This is a genomic window from Ruegeria sp. O6 (genome assembly GCF_056535045.1).
This window is the reverse complement of record NZ_JBQERM010000001.1, coordinates 167,494-184,853: the sequence shown is the minus strand read 5'-3', so window position 1 is coordinate 184,853 and position 17,360 is coordinate 167,494. Positions and strand designations below refer to the sequence as shown.

Sequence of the window (17,360 nt, the reverse complement as noted above, 5' to 3'; positions counted from 1 at the left end):
GGCTACCGATTGACTACCTAAATCCCGATAACCACTCGGAACCAAGATGAATACACCGTTCGACGAAGAACCGCATCATCGCCGTCCTGGCATGCTGGCACGGCTGCGCGCATCTTTCCTGACCGGCCTCGTTGTCATTGCACCGGTCTGGCTGACGGTTTGGCTGATCTGGTCGGTAGTCGGCTGGATCGACAGTGCCGTTTTGCCACTGGTGCCTCATCAGTTCCAACCGGAACAATACGTTGGTATCAACCTGCGCGGTGTGGGCGTCGTGATCTTCCTGATCTTTACCGTGATTGTAGGGTGGATCGCCAAAGGCATTCTGGGCCGGTCCCTGATCCTGTTCGCCGAAAGCGTGGTAGATCGGATGCCGGTCGTCCGCTCGATCTATTCCGGGATCAAACAAATCTCGGAAACCGTATTTGCCCAAACCGAACGCTCTTTTGAAAAGGCTTGCCTGATCCAGTACCCCCGCCGCGGGATCTGGGCCATTGGGTTCGTCTCGACAACCGCCAGGGGCGAAATCAGCAAACGCGCAGAGACCGGAGGAGAGCTGCTAAGCGTCTTTGTTCCGACCACCCCCAACCCGACCTCGGGCTTTTTGCTGTTTTTCCCGGCGGAAGACGTAATTTTGCTGGACATGACAATTGAGGATGCCGCGAAACTGGTGATCTCGGCCGGGCTCGTTTATCCTAACGAAAAAGACCCTACGCAACCACCCGAGTGATTAACCGAACATGGTCGGCAGATCGACTGTACTGGTCTGGCCCAGATCACTCTTGTGCTTGGCCAGAAAACGATCCGCTGCCGCCCGCCCCGCCTGTTTCAGCTTGTGCAAAATAACCGGGTTGGGCACGGTTTTGGTGGCAACAGACAGGCTGCTCATCAACTCGTTATCCGCAATCATATGCACCAGAACGCGGCTCATGTCCCCGGCCTTCAGCTTGCCCTCTTTCAGAAGCCGCTGAACAAAGCTGATTGCCCGCAATTCGCGAAACAGGGAGGAATTGAAGCTGATCTCGTTGATCCGGTTCTGGATCTGCTGCGGTGTGACCGGTACCGCGTCGCGCTCCAACGGGTTGATATTCACGATCACTACGTCATCCGGCAGGTCATTGTTGAACAGCGGATAGAGCGCCGGATTACCAGTATAACCGCCATCCCAGTAGGCTTCGACCCGGTTAGTATTTGGATCAAATATCTCGACTGCCTTGAACAGGGTCGGCAGGCAAGCTGAAGCCAGAATGGCATCTGTCGAGACCTCCTCGCCAGTAAAGACGCGGATTTTCCCACTTCTCACGCAGGTGGCGCACACAAACAGGCGGGGTCCCGCATCGGCGCATACTTCCGCAAAATTGAACCTGTCCACCACCGGCTCCAGCGGATTGCTGTAGAATGGACCATAGGCATAAGGCGACACCATCCGCGACCAGGCATCACCGATTGAAAACGGCACCGAATATTCCATCGCCTGCGCGATTGCGGCCGGTTCCAACCCGCGAAACCAATTGGCTATACGCATGTCTCCAATCGCACCCATACGCCTCCAAAGCCCGTCCAGCTGCGCACGCGCACCCTCACGTCCTGAATGAACCATCCCCGATTTGAACGCCGCACCGTTCAACGCACCGGCGGATGTACCGGTGATCGCGGCAACCTCGATGTCTTCCTCATCCAGCAGTCGGTCAAGCACACCCCAGGTGAACGCCCCATGCGCACCGCCGCCCTGCAAAGCCAGATTGATCCGTACCACCGCCTTCACCCTTCATCTTTTCAGAAATACTCCGGGGGTTTGGGGGCAGCGCCCCCAAGGCCAATCACAAGGCGGTCCAGCCGCCATCGACAGAAATCGTGGTTCCCGTGATCTGCGCCGCTGCGTCCGAGCACAGGAAAATGGTTGTCCCGCCCAGTTGCTCAACCGTGGCGAATTCCTTGGAAGGTTGCCGTTCCAGAAGCACGTTTTTTACAACCTCCTCGCGGCTCATATTGTATTCTTTCATCGTGTTCGGGATTTGGGCCTCAACCAGGGGTGTCAGCACATAGCCCGGGCAAATGGCGTTGCAGGTGATAGGTTCTTGCGCGGTTTCCAACGCAACGGTCTTGGTCATCCCCACCACCCCGTGCTTGGCGGCAACATAGGCTGCCTTGAATGGCGACGCCGTCAGGCCGTGGGCCGAGGCGATATTCACGATACGACCCCAACCCGCCTTGCGCATCATCGGCAGTGCGGCAGCGGTCGTGTGAAAGACCGAGTTCATGTTGATCGCAATAATCGCATCCCATTTTTCCGCCGGAAACTGATCGATCGGGGACACAAACTGAATGCCCGCGTTGTTCACAAGTATGTCGCAAGCTCCGGCCTGCTTAATCAGCGCCCGGCACTCTTCGCCTTTTGACATGTCCGCCTTGATGTAACGCGCTTTGGTTCCGGTCTCTTTGGCAATCTCAGCGGCCAGCGCGTGATCTTCGTCTCGGTCCGTAAAGGAATTCAGGACAACATCTGCTCCGGCCTTCGCCAGCTCGCGCGCGACCCCCAGACCGATGCCAGAATTAGACCCCGTGATGATTGCTGTTTTGCCGGAAAGGCTCATGACCGTTCTCCCTGAAGCGATGATTTGGTGCACAATGCCATGCTGCACCTGCAAAGAAAACGGGGAAACACAACTGCCTGAAATCCCAGCCTGACACTTCTCAAGCAGCCAAAAAAAACGCCCGCACGAAGCGGGCGTTAAGTTATTGAGGCAGGTTTCATACAGGCAAGAAACCTATCGAGCAGTGCATCCTTTATAAGCAATTCCACGCCTTCGTCCAAGCTAAAAGTTTGATAATATGAAAAATCATCACTACGGTGAATCCCAACAAAATAAGGCCAGAGCAGGATTGTTTCCAAAATGAGCCCGGATTTTCTCCGACCGTTTCGACCACTTGCGGCGGGAATCGCAAGCATTTTCATGATCTCTGTCGCCCATGCAGAATCGTCACATGGCATAGCTATGTATGGGGACCCGGCCCTACCACCGGATTTTGTGTCCCTACCCTATGCCAACCCCGATGCCCCCAAAGGAGGCAAAGTCGTTTTCGGAAATACCGGCGGCTATAACAGCCTGAACCCGTTTTTGCAAAAAGGCACCTCGCCTTGGCAATTGCCATTTTGGACCCATGAAAGTCTGATGGGGCGATCCTGGGACGAACCTTTCACACTTTACGGGCTGTTAGCCGAATCAGTTGAGACGGCGCCGGACCGGTCGTGGGTTGAATTTACCCTGCGGGAAGAGGCCCGGTTTTCTGACGGCAGCCCGGTCACGATTGACGACGTGATTTGGTCATATGAGACGCTCGGCACTCAGGGGCATCTGCGCTATCGCGGTTTTTGGGACAAAGTCGACAGGATCGAACAGACCGGCCCGCGTTCGGTTCGGATTACTTTCAACGTGCCTGATCGCGAACTTGCCCTGCTCGCAGGGATGCGTCCGATCCTGCAAAAGGCGCAGTGGCAGGACAAAGATTTTGCCGACGCCGCCTTGCAAGATGTCCCAATCGGCACCGGCCCCTATGTGATCGATAGCTACGAGGCGGGGCGCTATGTGAACCTTCGTCGCAACCCCGAATATTGGGGGCAGGATATCCCGTTCCGCCGCGGCACCATGAATCTGGACGAAATGCGGATCGAGTTCTACGGCGACGGCAGCGTCCTGTTCGAAGCCTTCAAAGCCGGTGAACTATCAGCGGTGCGTGAGTTCAACGGCGACAAATGGGACACGCAATACAGCTTCCCCGCCGTTCAGCGCGGTGATGTCATCAAGACCGAGATACCGCATGGCAAACCGTCAGGCATGACCGGGTTCGTGATGAACACCCGCAAAGCCCCGTTTAACGACTGGCGCGTTCGCGAGGCCCTGACGCTGGCCTTCAATTTCGAATTCATCAACGACACGATCACTGGTGGGACGCAGCCAAGGATCACGTCCTACTTCTCGGGCTCAGACCTGGCCATGCAGCCCGGACCGGCCCAAGGGCAGGTAAAAGCCCTGCTGGAACCCTTTGCCTCGGATCTGATCCCCGGCACGCTGGAAGGGTATGAACTGCCGAAGGGCGACGGTTCAGCCCGCAACCGCGCAAACATCCGCAAAGCCACCAAACTGCTGACCGAATCGGGCTGGACCGTTCAGGACGGGGTTTTGCGCAACACGAATGGTGACCCGTTCAAAATGACGGTCTTGCTACAGCAGGGGGATAGCGAGATGGCGTCGGTGGTCGAGATTTATTCCCGCGCGCTGGAACGACTTGGCATTCAGATCACAGCGGAACAGGTCGACAACGCGCAGTATGTCGGGCGCACCGGAGAGCTGGATTTTGATGTTACGCCTTTCCGGCGTGCTCTTTCACTGTCTCCCGGCAACGAACAGCGTTTGTATTGGGGAAGCGAGAATGCGGACACACCCGGTACACGCAACCTGATGGGCGTGGCCTCGCCCGCTGTTGATGCGATGATTGACGCCATGCTTGCCTCGGAAACACCTGAAGATTTCACCGCGGCAACCCGCGCGCTTGACCGGGTTCTGACGGCCGGTCGTTATGTCATCCCGATCTGGAGTTTTGATGTCGGGCGGATTGCCCATATCCGCGAGCTCAAGTTCCCTGAGACTGTGCCAATCTATGGCGACGGACCGCAATACATGCCGGAAGTGTGGTGGTACGACGCCGGGTAATCACTTGAACATCAGGGCAGCCGGGCTTTGCACGACACCGGCTGTTCTCCGCACGGTGTTGGCGGACCCCTTGAAAAACGCGATTCCTTCGCGCTTCCAGCACGATTGGCCCCGGAAAACCACGCCTGTCGGCGGAATTCAGCACATGGCCGTCACACTAGGGATACGTTTCGCGACAGCAGGTCGCAGCATCAGATGCAGGCCATATCGGATGCCGGATGATCCCATGAGACGCACCTTCAGCCTGCTTCGGTCAACGTTAAAAGCTGCATTGAATTGCGGTAGTTAGACATTGCCCAAAGATGGAGGTCGCCTTTGCAACCTGCGCGCCGGGAATACCCGGTTCCGCACCAAACAGGTCTCCTGATCCGCAGGTACTTTCAACAGTTTCGAGCCTGCCGCCCTGTTGCCGCAGGTATTGCAGAGGCACAATCTTGTAAAAGGAATGCCGAGACATGCTGCGACATTTTGTCATGTCTTCCCTTACGGCACCCATTACGTACCCTAAAGAGGGGGAGAGCAGTCCTAATCGCTACATAAGGAAAGCTCATACATGATGAACTGGACGGATCTGACACAAGACTGGAATGCGGCCTACGCACGTGCAAAGCGGCGTTTTCCGAATTTGCGTGACCAAGACATGATGCGCGTATCAAAAGACCGTAAAGGGTTCGAAGCCTATCTGGCAGAGCGTCACCAGTTGACCATGAACGAAGCTCATGAAGAGGTCGAAGATTTCCTGTTCACCGAAGGTCTGAACAGAGAATTCTGCCGCGCGTCGCTAAGCAAGTGATGTGACCCAAAGGATTGTCGCGTCTTCGTCGCTGACGGAGATCACGTTGTGGCCCATGCTGCCATCGTAATAGGCGCTGTCACCCCTGCGCATTTCAACCGGCTCATAGAATTCGGTATAAAGCCGGACAACACCGGTCAGAACATACATGAACTCTTCGCCATCGTGGCGCACCCAGCCGTCGAATTCGTCCATGGATCGCGCCCGAACCCGCGCACGGTAGGGCAGCATGTGCTTCTTGGTCAGGGTTTCGGCCAGCAACTCATGCTCGTAGGTCGTTGTCGCGTGGGCCGCCCCTTCGCCCATCCGGGTAATCGCCATCCGTCCGATGACCTGGTCCCGCTGCGGCGGTGTGAAAAGCTGAGGCACCGAGATTTCCAACCCAACCGCAAGCTTTTTGAGCGCGTCATAGGTAGGTGACATCTGCCCGTTCTCGATCTTGCTGAGCGTCGAACGGGCCAAACCGGCCTGACTGGCGGCCTGCTCCAGCGTCCATTTCCGCGCTTTTCGCAATTCGCGCACGCGCGCGCCAAGGTCCAGCGGTTCAACTTCGGTGTGATCGCCGGAATCGCGGGCAATTCGGATCAGGGATTTGGGATCTTGGGTGCTCATGCCATTCTCTATAGGCTTGGCCAGCCGCGCTTGCAACGCGCCAGACACCGCGTTAGCCAATGGCCATGTTATCTGTCTTCGATCAGGGGGCGCCCGCGCCCTGCCCCGCACCGTTCAATCTGGCGGCGCATGTCCTTGGCCGTGCCGATCAGGTCCCTGACAAAGTGGCGTTGTCGGTACTAATGCCCCACGGCGCGCAGGACTGGACCTATCGCGACCTGCAATCTGCCGTGTTGGGCACAGGCGCGGGGTTGCTGCAATCAGGTCTGACACCCGGCGATACCGTTCTGATGCGGCTCGGCAATACGGTGGATTTCCCGATTGCCTATCTGGGCGCGATTTCAGTGGGTATCATTCCGGTGCCGACTTCGTCGCAACTGACGGAACCCGAAACCGCCAGAATGATCGACGATCTGTCCCCGGCTGCGGTTCTTCGTGATCCCGCTGTCTCATGCGCGCCTCATCCCAGACAGATCGAGTTGGATGCATTAAAGGCCATGCGCGAAATTCCACCCGCCAGCTATGACCTGGGCGACCCCGAGCGCATGGCATATGTCGTCTACACCTCGGGAACCTCGGGCAGTCCGCGTGCCGTGGCCCACGCCCATCGGGCAATCTGGGCGCGGCAGATGATGGTTGATGGTTGGTATGGTCTGCGCGCGTCCGATCGGCTGTGTCACGCCGGAGCGTTCAACTGGACCTATACACTTGGCACCGGTCTGATGGACCCGTGGACCATCGGCGCAACCGCCTTGATCCCGGAACCGGGCACGGACATCTCCGCCCTGCCCGCTCTGCTCCGCCAGCATCGCGCAACGATCTTTGCGGCGGCACCGGGGGTCTTTCGAAAATTGGTGCAAGAGTATGAGCAAATCAGCTTACCTGACCTGCGCCACGGTTTATGCGCGGGGGAAAAGCTGTCGCGCGCACTGCACGAGAAATGGCTAAGCGCCACCGGTACGGAATTGTTCGAAGCCTATGGTATGTCCGAATGCTCGACCTTCATATCCTCCAGCCCGGCCCACCCTGCGCGCGGCGACGCATTGGGGCACCCGCAACCGGGCCGTCGCGTGGCCATTCTGGGCCCGGACGGCCCGGTGCCGCAGGGGCAAGAAGGCACCATCGCCATTCATCAGTCTGACCCTGGATTGATGCTGACCTACCTCAATGCACCGGATGAAGTTGAAATCCGGATGCAAGGCGAATGGTTCCTGACCGGAGATCAAGGGGCAATGGCTGTGGACGGCCAGATCAGTTATCTGGGCCGGGACGACGACATGATGAATGCCGGAGGCTACCGCGTATCCCCGGTCGAGGTCGAAGCCGCCCTGTCCCGTTTTCCCGGTATCACGCAGGTCGGCGCGGCCGCGGTCGAGGTCAAACCGGACACATTTGTGATAGCAGCCTTCTATACCGGCCCGGAAAAGCTGGACGATGCGGCCCTGCGCGCCTATGTCGAGGCCAATCTGGCACGTTATAAACAACCGCGCGCCTTCATCCACCTGTCTGCGCTGCCCACCGGCGGCAACGGCAAACTCCTGCGCCGGGCGTTGCCGGCCTATTTCGAGGCACCAGCCACATGACCCAGACCGTCAAGCTCGACATCCTGTCTGATCCGATCTGCCCGTGGTGCTATATCGGCAAAACGCATCTGGACAAAGCATTGGCCAATGTGCCCCAGCACCCTTTTGTCATCGAATGGCATCCGTTTCAGTTGAACCCTGATATGCCGGACGCAGGTATGGATCGTCGCGAATATCTGGAACGCAAGTTCGGTGGCAAGGACGGTGCCCTACGTGCTTATGCGCCCGTGGTTGAACACGCTGAAAACGCCGGTCTGAAGATCGACTTCGAAGGCATGAAACGCACACCCAATACTCTGGATGCACATCGCCTGATCCATTGGGCCGGGATCGAAGGCAAACAGAATGCTGTCGTCGATGCGCTGTTCGATGCCTACTTCGTTCAGGCCCGCGATATCGGCGACCCCGAGGTCCTGTCCGACATCGCAGACAGTGCCGGAATGGATGCTGCGGTGGTCATGAAGCTGCTGAAATCCGACGCTGATCGCGAGGATATTCGCAACCGCGATACTCATTCTCGTGAAATGGGCGTCAGCTCGGTCCCGACCTACATAGTTGCCAATCAACATGCCGTTCCGGGTGCTCAACCGCCTGAAATGTGGGAGAAAGTGATCAGTGAGATTATATCTCAACTTGACACTTATCCTGCAGAATAGCACAGAGGTCTGTGCGAATTTCCAGTCTGGTCTAACCTGACCCGCCATGATAGCGCGAACAGGTTAGGAGTGCTTCATGGCCAACCGCATGTCGAAGGCGGAATTCATTGCGCTGATCGCAATGATGTTCGCCACTATCGCGTTTTCGATCGATTCAATGCTGCCCGCCCTGCCCGAAATCGGCGCGCAGCTCAGCCCTGATGACGTCAATCGCGCCCAACTGATCCTGACGTCCTTCGTTCTGGGAATGGGCATCGGTACATTCTTTACCGGCCCGCTATCGGATGCGCTGGGGCGTAAGCCGGTGATGTTTTGCGGAGCGCTTTTGTACATTGCGGCTTCGGCTGTTGCCTGGGCCAGTTCTTCGCTGGAACTGGTACTGATTGCGCGTGTTGTGCAGGGTCTGGGCGCTGCCGGGCCACGTGTCGTGGCGATGGCCATCACGCGTGACTTGTATTCGGGCCGGGAAATGGCACGCATCATCTCGATTGCCATGATGATCTTTACGTTGGTACCAGCAGCGGCTCCGATGCTGGGCGCTGGTGTTATCGTTCTCTTCGGTTGGCGCGGGATCTTCGTGTCCTTCATCCTGTTTGCTCTGATCGTCGTGTTGTGGATGAGCACACGACTTCCCGAATCTCTGGCTGTCGAGGACCGCCGCCCCTTCCGTCTGCATCTGATGATTGCGGCTGTGAACGAAATGTTTGCGCATCCCACTGTGCGTTTGTCTATCTTCGTGCAAACCTTGTGCATGGGGACCTTGTTCACCATGCTGACTATGGTGCAACCGGTCTATGATGTGGTCCATGATCGGGCCGACAGCTTTCCCTTCTGGTTCGGATTTGTCGCCCTGATGTCAGGTTCGGCCAGCCTTTTGAACGCAGCTTTGGTGGTGCGCGTCGGGATGCGCCGGATGGTCACATTCGCCTTCGGCGCGCAGATAGCCATCACGTCTGTCGTCATCATCCTGAACATGGCGAACCTTTCGCCCGCGATGTCATTTGCCCTGTTTGTCTTCTGGCAGACGATGGTCTTTTTCATGGCTGGTGTAACCATCGGCAATCTGAATGCCATTGCCATGGAACCCATGGGCCACATCGCGGGCATGGCCGCGTCGGTTGTCGGGTCGATTTCAACCGTACTGGCCGCGGCAATCGCCGCGCCGATCGGGCTTCTGTTCAACGGGTCCATCGCGCCTTTGACAATTGGCATCCTGAGTATGTGCGTTCTGGCGTTTGGCCTGATGATCCACATGGGTCGCATCGAAGAACGGCTGCCAGCCTGACCTGTGAATCGCGGGTGAAACACGCTATCCTACCCAGAACTTAAGGGGAGGAACTGCGATGTGCGATTACTACGATCTGGGCAGCTATTCCTGCGCGATTTCCACATCCAGTCCCGAAGCTCAGCTGTGGTTTGACCGTGGCCTAAACTGGACATACGGTTACAATCACGAAGAGGCGCTGGTCTGTTTTCAACGCGCGGCCGAGCATGATCCGAATTGCGCGATGGCCTATTGGGGTGTCGCGTATGCCGCCGGACCAAACTACAACCTCCCGTGGGACCTGCTGGATGAGAGAGGTCGGGAAGAAGCGTTGGCACGGTCTTACGACGCGATGCAGAAAGCCCTTGGTCTGCTGGCAAGGTGCACTGCCGTCGAACAGGCCCTGATTCAGGCCCTACCTGCGCGTTACCCGCAACGTAGTCCGGTGGAGGACATGCACCAATGGGACCACGGTTTTGCCGACGCGATGCGCACGGCATTTGCGGCACACCCGGACCACCTCGACTTGCGTACCATTTATGTCGAAGCGCTGCTGAACCTGACACCATGGCAGATGTGGGATCTGAAAACGGGCCAACCCGCCCAGGGCGCGGCAACGAAGGAAGCGCAGGATGCGCTTGAATGGGCCATGGCAAACGATCCGTCTGCGATGTCTCACCCAGGCCTGCTGCACCTCTATGTTCATCTGATGGAAATGTCTCCAACACCAGAGAAAGCCCTGAAAGCAGGGGATGTCCTGCGCACATTGGTTCCGGATGCAGGCCACTTGGTACATATGCCGACGCATATCGATGTGCTTTGCGGACACTATCACAACGTTGTACACTGGAACGAAAAAGCCTCGGAAGCCGACCTGAAATATTACGAGCGCGAAGGCGCGTTCAACATCTACACAGGCTATCGCCAGCACAATTATCACTTTGCCATCTACGGTGCGCTTTTTCTTGGACAGATCGAACCCGCCCTACGTGCAAATCAGGGATTGTGGGATACAACGCCCGAAGAATTGCTGCGCGTCGAAAGTCCCCCGATGGCCGATTACTTCGAAAGCTACATGTCCATGGGCCCTCACATCCTGATCCGGTTTGGCCGCTGGGACGAGGCTAAGACACTGAAACTGCCCTCAGATCCTGACCTGTTCCGCACTCTGACCGCCACAACGCACTACGCGCGCGCCATCGCTCATGCAGCAACCGGTGATATCGCCAATGCCGAGGCCGAAGAAAATCTGTTCCTTGCTGCCAAGGAATGCGTTCCGGAAACACGCAGGCTGCACAACAACCGTGTGATTGACCTGCTGGAAATTGCGCGGGAAATGCTGCGCGGTGAGATCGAGTACCGCAAGGGCAACTTTGAAATCGCTTTTGCCCATCTGCGCCGCTCGGTCGAGTTGGACGATACCTTGCCCTATGACGAACCCTGGGGATGGATGCAGCCGACCCGCCACGCGCTTGGGGCGCTTCTTTTCGAACAAGGACGGCTGTCCGAAGCTGAAAACGTCTATCGTGAAGATCTGGGTTTGGGCGGCACGCTAAGTCGCGCCTCGATACATCCTGACAACGTATGGAGTTTGAAGGGCCTTTACGATTGCCTCAAGGCACGCAGCGAACAGGTCGAAGTCCTGCAGATCAAACAGCGGCTCGACCAGGCGTTGGCCCGCGCCGACCGAATGGTAGCTGCGTCCTGCTTCTGTGCGCAGGCGGCAATGCGTAGCTAAAATGTCTTGATCGTGCTGACACACGATGCCTCCGGCGGGGATATTTTTAGCCAGATGAAGCAGGGATCCGCTTCTTCATCTGGCCGTAAATATCCCGGGGGAGATGCGCGGAACGCGCAGCGGGGGCAGAGCCCCCTCCCACATCTCAACCTGCTTTAACCTTTTTCTGCGCGGCGACCACTTTTTCAGCAAGATCGCGGGCAATTGCAAAAGCCCCTTTAATCTTGTCGCTGTCTTTTTTCCAGTCCCGGCGCACGACGATCTTGTTGTCTTTGACCTTGGCCATACCGCGTTGATTTTGAATGAACTCAACCAGTCCCTGCGGCGAAGCGAATTTGTCATTGTGAAACTGGATGGTCGCGCCTTTCGGTCCGCCGTCGAGCTTTGCGATCCCTGCGCGTTTACACATGGCCTTGATCCGCACAACCAGCATCAAGGTATTCACCTCCTTCGGCAATTTGCCAAAACGGTCAATCAATTCCGCAGCAAAGCCTTCCAGTTCGACCTTTGTCGACAGCGATGACAGGCGGCGATAGAGCCCCAGGCGCACATCCAGATCTGGCACATAGTTCTCGGGGATCAGAACCGGCACACCCAGATTGATCTGCGGGGCCCATTGATCGTCTGCATCCGACAGCCCCTCCATCTCGCCGGCTTTGATCTTGGCAATCGCCTCTTCCAGCATGGATTGGTAAAGCTCATAGCCGACATCGCGCATCTGGCCGGATTGTTCTTCACCCAACAGGTTGCCCGCACCACGTATGTCCAGATCCTGCGAGGCCAAAGTAAAGCCGGCACCCAACGTGTCCAGCGAGCCCAGAACACGCAGGCGTTTTTCGGCGGCAGCAGTCAGTTTCTGGCGCGGTTTGGTGGTCAGGTAAGCATAAGCACGGGTTTTCGAGCGCCCAACGCGCCCCCGGATCTGATAGAGCTGGGCAAGGCCAAACATGTCCGCACGGTGCACGACCATCGTGTTTGCGGTCGGGATGTCCAACCCGCTTTCGACGATTGTTGTGGCCAGCAGCACATCGTACTTGCCGTCATAAAACGCGTTCATCCGATCATCGAGCTCACCCGCTGCCATCTGGCCATGGGCAACCACGTAAGTGAGCTCAGGCAGTTGATCTTTCAGAAATTCTTCGATCTCAGGCAGGTCCGAGATGCGCGGTACAACATAGAAACTTTGCCCCCCACGATAGTGTTCACGCAGCAGCGCTTCTCGGATTGTGACTGCATCAAACTCGCTGACATAGGTGCGGATTGCCAGTCGGTCGATTGGAGGTGTTCCGATAATCGACAGGTCGCGCACGCCGGTCAACGACAGTTGCAGCGTTCGCGGGATCGGTGTCGCGGTCAGGGTCAGCACGTGAATGTCTGAGCGCAGCTGTTTCAGCCGTTCCTTATGACCCACGCCAAAATGCTGTTCCTCGTCAATGATCAGAAGCCCCAGATTGTTGAACCGTATGTTCTTGGCCAAAAGCGCGTGCGTTCCGATCACGATGTCCACTGTCCCGCGGGCCAGCCCGTCACGGGTTTTTTGGGCTTCTTTCGCCGAAACAAAGCGTGACAATTGCCGCACCTCCAGCGGGAACCCCCGAAAGCGTTCCCTGAAACTCGCGGCATGCTGGCGGGCCAGCAGGGTGGTGGGCGCTACAACCGCAACCTGAACGCCCGACATGGCTGCGACAAATGCGGCACGCATGGCAACCTCGGTCTTGCCAAAGCCGACGTCACCGCAGATCAGACGATCCATTGGTGCGCCGGAATGGATATCTTCCATTACATCCGAGATCGCCCGCAACTGGTCTTCGGTTTCCTGATACGGGAATCGCGCGCTGAATTCCTCCCACGCGTGGGGCGGCGGATCCATGACCGGGGCTTTGCGCAGCGCGCGTTCAGCGGCGATGAGGATCAGCTTATCGGCCATCTCGCGGATGCGCTCTTTCAGCTTGGCCTTCTTTGCCTGCCACGCGCCGCCGCCCAAACGGTCCAGCAGACCTTCGTCATGTCCGTATTTCGACAGCAATTCTATGTTTTCGACCGGCAGGTACAGCTTTGCCCGCTCGGCATATTCCAGCAACAGGCATTCATGGGCAGCACCGGCTGCGGTGACGACCTCCATGCCCATGTAACGACCTATGCCGTGATCCACGTGTACAACCAGATCACCGGGGCTGAGCGATTGGGTTTCGGTCAGAAAGTTCTCGGCCTTGCGGCGTTTTTTGGGCTGACGGATCAGCCTGTCGCCCAGCACATCCTGTTCAGCGATCACCGCTAAATCAGGAGTTTCGAACCCATGCTCCAACGCCCAGACGGCAAGGTGCAAGCCGCGTTTTCCAATGCGGGTGCCATTGGCCACATGTATCGCCTCGGCCAACCCTTCGTCTTCGATCAGGCCGGTCAGGCGTTCCCGCGCGCCATCGGAATATGAGGCGATCAGCACCGGTCCTTTGTCGAGCTTTGCAGTGATGTGACTGGCCAAAGCACCGAACAAGCTGATGCTTTCCTGCTGGCGTTCCGGTGCAAAGTTGCGTCCGATACGTCCGCCCGCGTCTATGACACCGGGGCCAGAGGCTTGCGGCAGCGGGCTGAACTGCAAAACCCGACGATCCGCGACCGCCGCCTCCCAGGCGGTATCGTCAAGATACAACAACCCCGGAGGTGTGGGTTTATAGACCGTGTCCATACGGGATCGGTTTTCCAGCGCCAGTCGCCGGGTTTCGTACTGATCGGCAATCGTATCCCAACGCGCCAGACGCGCGGGCGTCACCTGATCATCGACAGTGATCACCGCATCCGGCAAATAGTCGAATAACGTCTCAAGTTTTTCGTGGAAGAACGGCAGCCAATGTTCGATCCCCTGATGTTTGCGGCCCGCGCTTACGGCCTCATACAATGGGTCATCTGTACCGGCGGCACCAAACTCGATGCGATAGTTCTGACGGAACCGGGTTATGGCGGCCTCGTCCAGGATGACTTCGGACACCGGTGCAAGTTCAACGATGTCCAGCTTTTCGGTTGTTCGCTGGGACGCCGGATCAAAGCGTCGCGCACCGTCCAGAACGTCACCGAACAGGTCCAGCCGAACCGGGCCCGTCTCTCCCGGAGGGAAGATGTCGATAATGCCGCCACGGATGGCGTAATCGCCGGGTTCCATCACCGTTGGACTTTGTGTGAACCCCATACGCACCAGAAAGTTTCGCAGAGCGGTTTCATCTATGCGATGGCCAACTCGGGCAGTAAACGCCGCCTCTCGCAAAACCTCTCGTGCCGGGACGCGTTGGGTCGCGGCGTTCAGCGTGGTCAGCAATACATACTGTTGGGGCATCTGGTGAACCAGCGCCGCCAGTGTGGCGACGCGCGCCGCCGAGATATCCGCATTGGGCGAGACCCGATCATAAGGAAGGCAATCCCAGCCCGGAAACACAAAGACAGGCATCTGAGGCGCAAAGAACGCCAGTGCGGAACGCATCGCTTCCATCCGCTTGTCATCGCGTGCGACATGGGCCACCGGCCCCTTGCTGCGGGCAATCTCGTTCAGCACCAGCTGCGCGTCAAACCCTTCGGGGGCGCCGCCAACTGTCACGTGGTTCGGAGCCTTCATCGCCTCGCCTTTCAGAATCTTCTATCCCAGAACGCCAATCGAAAGGTTCTGATACATGCCCCAGAACGAAGTGACCAGTATCGAGATCATGCCAATGATCTGGGTATACAGTCGGCAGCGGGAAATTGTTTTTGAGACAGTTTCAAGCGTCAATTCCTGCCGCCGAAGACGCCTTGCATGCACGATATTGATCAAAAGCACCAAGGTCATTGGGAACAAAAGTAAAAACAGGGCCTGCGCGAATTCGACGTCATAATAGAACCCAAGCGTGGCCATCCCGGTAAACAGAAAACACCCAAACGCCAAAAGGATGGTGCCAGACATCTCGACAATCAGCAGAATCCGATTTGTATGGATGCGAACGATGTCGAGCAGATCGGTTTCGACCTGACCTCCGATCCGGCGGGCACGGACAACCAGATCATATGGGATGCCCATCACCCAGTGGCTGGCCGACGACCAGAGTACCGCCAGTACGATCCAGAACCACAGATTCGAAAAGCTGCGCATGTCGATGAGTTCAAAGATCGAAGAGTACCAGTCCAAACCCAACCCTTTATTCACACTACTCAGGGGGGTTCCATCTAGGCGCGCGTCCATTGATACCCTTGAGACCTTTGTGAATTCATGCCACCCAATGCACGAATGTTCAAGGAGAACGCGCCATGAAACCGACCATTGCCCCATTTCCCATGACCCGCTTTCGCCGCGCCCGTCAATCACAGGCAATTCGTGCGCTGGTGCGTGAGAACACTCTGACAACGGATGACCTGATCTGGCCGGTTTTCGTACGCGATGGCGAAGGCATTGAAGAGCCCGTGCCCTCGATGCCTGGTGTGGTTCGCAGATCGGTTGACCTGATTGCCAAAGCGGCGGTCGAGGCCAAGGCCCTTGGGATTCCTGCGATTTGCATCTTTCCCTACACCGACCCGGCACTGAAAACCGAAGACTGCGCCGAGGCATGGAACCCCGACAACCTGTCAAACCGGGCCATCCGGGCAATCAAGGCAGCGGCTCCGGACATTGCCGTAATGACGGATGTGGCGCTTGACCCGTATAACATCAACGGTCACGACGGATATGTCGTTGACGGCGAAATCGTCAACGACCAGACCGTCGAGGCACTGGTAAAGATGACGCTGGCACAGGCCGACGCCGGTGCGGATATCATCGGCCCGTCGGACATGATGGATGGCCGGATCGGGGAAATGCGTCGCGCGCTGGAAGGTGCAGGCTATCACAACGTGATGATCCTCAGCTATGCCGCAAAATATGCCAGTGCGTTTTACGGACCCTTCCGCGACGCGGTCGGCGCATCGGGGGCCCTGACGGGCGACAAGAAGACATACCAGATGGACCCTGCAAACTCGGACGAGGCTTTGCGCCTGATCGAACGCGATCTGACCGAAGGCGCGGATATGGTGATGATCAAGCCGGGCATGCCTTATCTGGATATCTGCCGCCGCGTGAAAGACAGTTTCGGTGCGCCGACATATGCCTATCAGGTATCGGGCGAATACGCGATGATCCAGGCCGCAGCCCAGAACGGCTGGATCGATGGCGAGAAGGTGATGCTGGAAAGCCTTCTGGCCTTCAAACGCGCCGGTTGCGATGGAATTCTGACCTATTTCTCTCCTCAGGTTGCGCGCATCCTGCAGGGATAAAGCCCGCAAGTTTCGCGATATTTCGCCGATAAGATTGCCCGATCGGGCAGCTTTCCCGTGACACATCGCCCTGATCGGCGTATCCTTGCCGCCAAGACCGGGATCACCCGGCATATCAGGCACAGTTACAGAGATATAAAACCATGAGCAGTTCCAACTCCCCCCGACTGAATCGTCGCGGCTTTGCCTTGGGCATGGCAGGTCTGAGCTTGACCGCCGCCTGCGGCAACGGTGTCGGCAATTCCAACGCAGCAACAATCGACGCCCGTGTCGACGCCACCCTGACCGAGATGTACAGCCGCTATCCCAATACGGTTGAGATTGCGAACAAGGCCAACGGCATGCTGGTCATGCCGCTGATTACCGAAGCCGGTTTCGTGTTCGGTGGCGGTTACGGTCGCGGCGCGCTGCGCATCAACGGTGCAACAGTTGACTTTTACTCGGCCGTCAAGGGCACGGCCGGGCTACAGATCGGTGCGCAGCAATATGCGCATGTTCTGTTTTTCATGACCGAAGACGCCCTGAACGACTTCCGTCGCTCCAGTGGTTGGACAGCCGGAGCGGATATTGGCTATGTGGTCAGCGATCAGGGCGATTCCCTGTCGACAGACACAACGACACTGCGCACGCCCGTTCTGGCTGCCATCTTCGGACAGGCTGGGCTTCAGATCGGTGCGACCGTGGAAGGCACGAAATATACCCGCATTATTCCATAATTCGGGCTTCCCACTTCTTCT

The 17,360-nt window shown here is 57.5% G+C and carries 14 protein-coding genes; 9 read left to right on the top strand and 5 right to left on the bottom strand.

Annotation, left to right across the window (positions count from 1 at the left end):
• Positions 1–46: 46 nt before the first annotated feature.
• Positions 47–727: a DUF502 domain-containing protein gene (locus tag ACR0DY_RS00920; RefSeq protein WP_267365243.1), complete on the top strand. Its 681-nt coding sequence runs from the start codon at positions 47–49 to the stop codon at positions 725–727.
• On the opposite strand, the gene ACR0DY_RS00915 is transcribed toward ACR0DY_RS00920, so the two are convergent.
• Complete coding sequence (locus ACR0DY_RS00915; RefSeq protein WP_480481663.1) at positions 728–1,753, bottom strand: patatin-like phospholipase family protein; 1,026 nt, start codon at positions 1,751–1,753, stop codon at positions 728–730.
• A gap of 64 nt (positions 1,754–1,817) precedes the next feature.
• Complete coding sequence (locus ACR0DY_RS00910; protein WP_480480719.1) at positions 1,818–2,591, bottom strand: 3-hydroxybutyrate dehydrogenase; 774 nt, start codon at positions 2,589–2,591, stop codon at positions 1,818–1,820.
• Positions 2,592–2,891: 300 nt separating this feature from the next.
• On the opposite strand from ACR0DY_RS00910, the gene ACR0DY_RS00905 reads away from it, so the two are divergent.
• Positions 2,892–4,709, top strand: a complete 1,818-nt coding sequence (locus tag ACR0DY_RS00905; RefSeq protein ID WP_480545531.1) for an extracellular solute-binding protein — start codon at positions 2,892–2,894, stop codon at positions 4,707–4,709.
• 553 nt (positions 4,710–5,262) lie between these two features.
• Complete coding sequence (locus ACR0DY_RS00900; protein ID WP_209503780.1) at positions 5,263–5,502, top strand: hypothetical protein; 240 nt, start codon at positions 5,263–5,265, stop codon at positions 5,500–5,502.
• On the opposite strand, the gene ACR0DY_RS00895 is transcribed toward ACR0DY_RS00900, so the two are convergent.
• Positions 5,491–6,114 (bottom strand): helix-turn-helix domain-containing protein, encoded by a 624-nt coding sequence (locus ACR0DY_RS00895; RefSeq protein WP_209503779.1) that lies wholly within the window; start codon positions 6,112–6,114, stop codon positions 5,491–5,493. The two genes, ACR0DY_RS00900 and ACR0DY_RS00895, sit on opposite strands and share 12 nt — an antisense overlap.
• A 65-nt stretch (positions 6,115–6,179) precedes the next feature.
• Between ACR0DY_RS00895 and ACR0DY_RS00890 the strand changes: the two genes are divergently transcribed.
• The 4 genes from ACR0DY_RS00890 (at position 6,180) to ACR0DY_RS00875 (ending at position 11,355) form a co-directional block, all read left to right on the top strand.
• A complete protein-coding gene (locus ACR0DY_RS00890) occupies positions 6,180–7,697 on the top strand; it encodes a class I adenylate-forming enzyme family protein (RefSeq protein WP_480545529.1) in 1,518 nt (505 codons plus the stop codon).
• The gene (locus ACR0DY_RS00885) at positions 7,694–8,353 is read left to right on the top strand and encodes a DsbA family oxidoreductase (RefSeq protein WP_480897681.1); all 660 of its coding nucleotides are present in this window, start codon (positions 7,694–7,696) and stop codon (positions 8,351–8,353) included. The genes ACR0DY_RS00890 and ACR0DY_RS00885 overlap by 4 nt, the downstream gene beginning before the upstream one ends.
• Positions 8,354–8,429: 76 nt before the next feature.
• Positions 8,430–9,638: a multidrug effflux MFS transporter gene (locus tag ACR0DY_RS00880; protein ID WP_480480711.1), complete on the top strand. Its 1,209-nt coding sequence runs from the start codon at positions 8,430–8,432 to the stop codon at positions 9,636–9,638.
• Between the two features lie 58 nt (positions 9,639–9,696).
• Complete coding sequence (locus ACR0DY_RS00875) at positions 9,697–11,355, top strand: hypothetical protein (RefSeq protein WP_480480709.1); 1,659 nt, start codon at positions 9,697–9,699, stop codon at positions 11,353–11,355.
• Between the two features lie 145 nt (positions 11,356–11,500).
• Here ACR0DY_RS00875 and mfd read toward each other — a convergent pair whose 3' ends face one another.
• Together mfd and ACR0DY_RS00865 are read right to left on the bottom strand one after the other, a co-directional pair.
• Positions 11,501–14,959, bottom strand: coding sequence for a transcription-repair coupling factor (mfd, locus tag ACR0DY_RS00870; RefSeq protein ID WP_480480707.1), 3,459 nt, complete (start codon positions 14,957–14,959; stop codon positions 11,501–11,503).
• Between the two features lie 21 nt (positions 14,960–14,980).
• Complete coding sequence (locus ACR0DY_RS00865; RefSeq protein ID WP_480481661.1) at positions 14,981–15,505, bottom strand: component of SufBCD complex; 525 nt, start codon at positions 15,503–15,505, stop codon at positions 14,981–14,983.
• 119 nt (positions 15,506–15,624) lie between these two features.
• Between ACR0DY_RS00865 and hemB the strand changes: the two genes are divergently transcribed.
• The gene (gene hemB, locus ACR0DY_RS00860; protein WP_480480705.1) at positions 15,625–16,623 is read left to right on the top strand and encodes a porphobilinogen synthase; all 999 of its coding nucleotides are present in this window, start codon (positions 15,625–15,627) and stop codon (positions 16,621–16,623) included.
• 143 nt (positions 16,624–16,766) lie between these two features.
• Positions 16,767–17,339 (top strand): lipid-binding SYLF domain-containing protein, encoded by a 573-nt coding sequence (locus ACR0DY_RS00855; RefSeq protein WP_480480703.1) that lies wholly within the window; start codon positions 16,767–16,769, stop codon positions 17,337–17,339.
• Positions 17,340–17,360: the final 21 nt, after the last annotated feature.

Excerpts from the sequence above, each read along its gene's own strand:
- ACR0DY_RS00885 (WP_480897681.1), top strand. The coding sequence starts at position 7,694 with ATGACCCAGACCGTCAAGCTCGACATCCTGTCTGATCCGATCTGCCCG.
- ACR0DY_RS00920 (WP_267365243.1), top strand. The coding sequence starts at position 47 with ATGAATACACCGTTCGACGAAGAACCGCATCATCGCCGTCCTGGCATG.
- hemB (WP_480480705.1), top strand. The coding sequence starts at position 15,625 with ATGAAACCGACCATTGCCCCATTTCCCATGACCCGCTTTCGCCGCGCC.
- ACR0DY_RS00895 (WP_209503779.1), bottom strand. The coding sequence starts at position 6,114 with ATGAGCACCCAAGATCCCAAATCCCTGATCCGAATTGCCCGCGATTCC.
- ACR0DY_RS00855 (WP_480480703.1), top strand. The coding sequence starts at position 16,767 with ATGAGCAGTTCCAACTCCCCCCGACTGAATCGTCGCGGCTTTGCCTTG.
- ACR0DY_RS00900 (WP_209503780.1), top strand. The coding sequence starts at position 5,263 with ATGATGAACTGGACGGATCTGACACAAGACTGGAATGCGGCCTACGCA.
- ACR0DY_RS00880 (WP_480480711.1), top strand. The coding sequence starts at position 8,430 with ATGGCCAACCGCATGTCGAAGGCGGAATTCATTGCGCTGATCGCAATG.
- mfd (WP_480480707.1), bottom strand. The coding sequence starts at position 14,959 with ATGAAGGCTCCGAACCACGTGACAGTTGGCGGCGCCCCCGAAGGGTTT.
- ACR0DY_RS00905 (WP_480545531.1), top strand. The coding sequence starts at position 2,892 with ATGAGCCCGGATTTTCTCCGACCGTTTCGACCACTTGCGGCGGGAATC.
- ACR0DY_RS00890 (WP_480545529.1), top strand. The coding sequence starts at position 6,180 with ATGTTATCTGTCTTCGATCAGGGGGCGCCCGCGCCCTGCCCCGCACCG.
- ACR0DY_RS00875 (WP_480480709.1), top strand. The coding sequence starts at position 9,697 with ATGTGCGATTACTACGATCTGGGCAGCTATTCCTGCGCGATTTCCACA.
- ACR0DY_RS00910 (WP_480480719.1), bottom strand. The coding sequence starts at position 2,591 with ATGAGCCTTTCCGGCAAAACAGCAATCATCACGGGGTCTAATTCTGGC.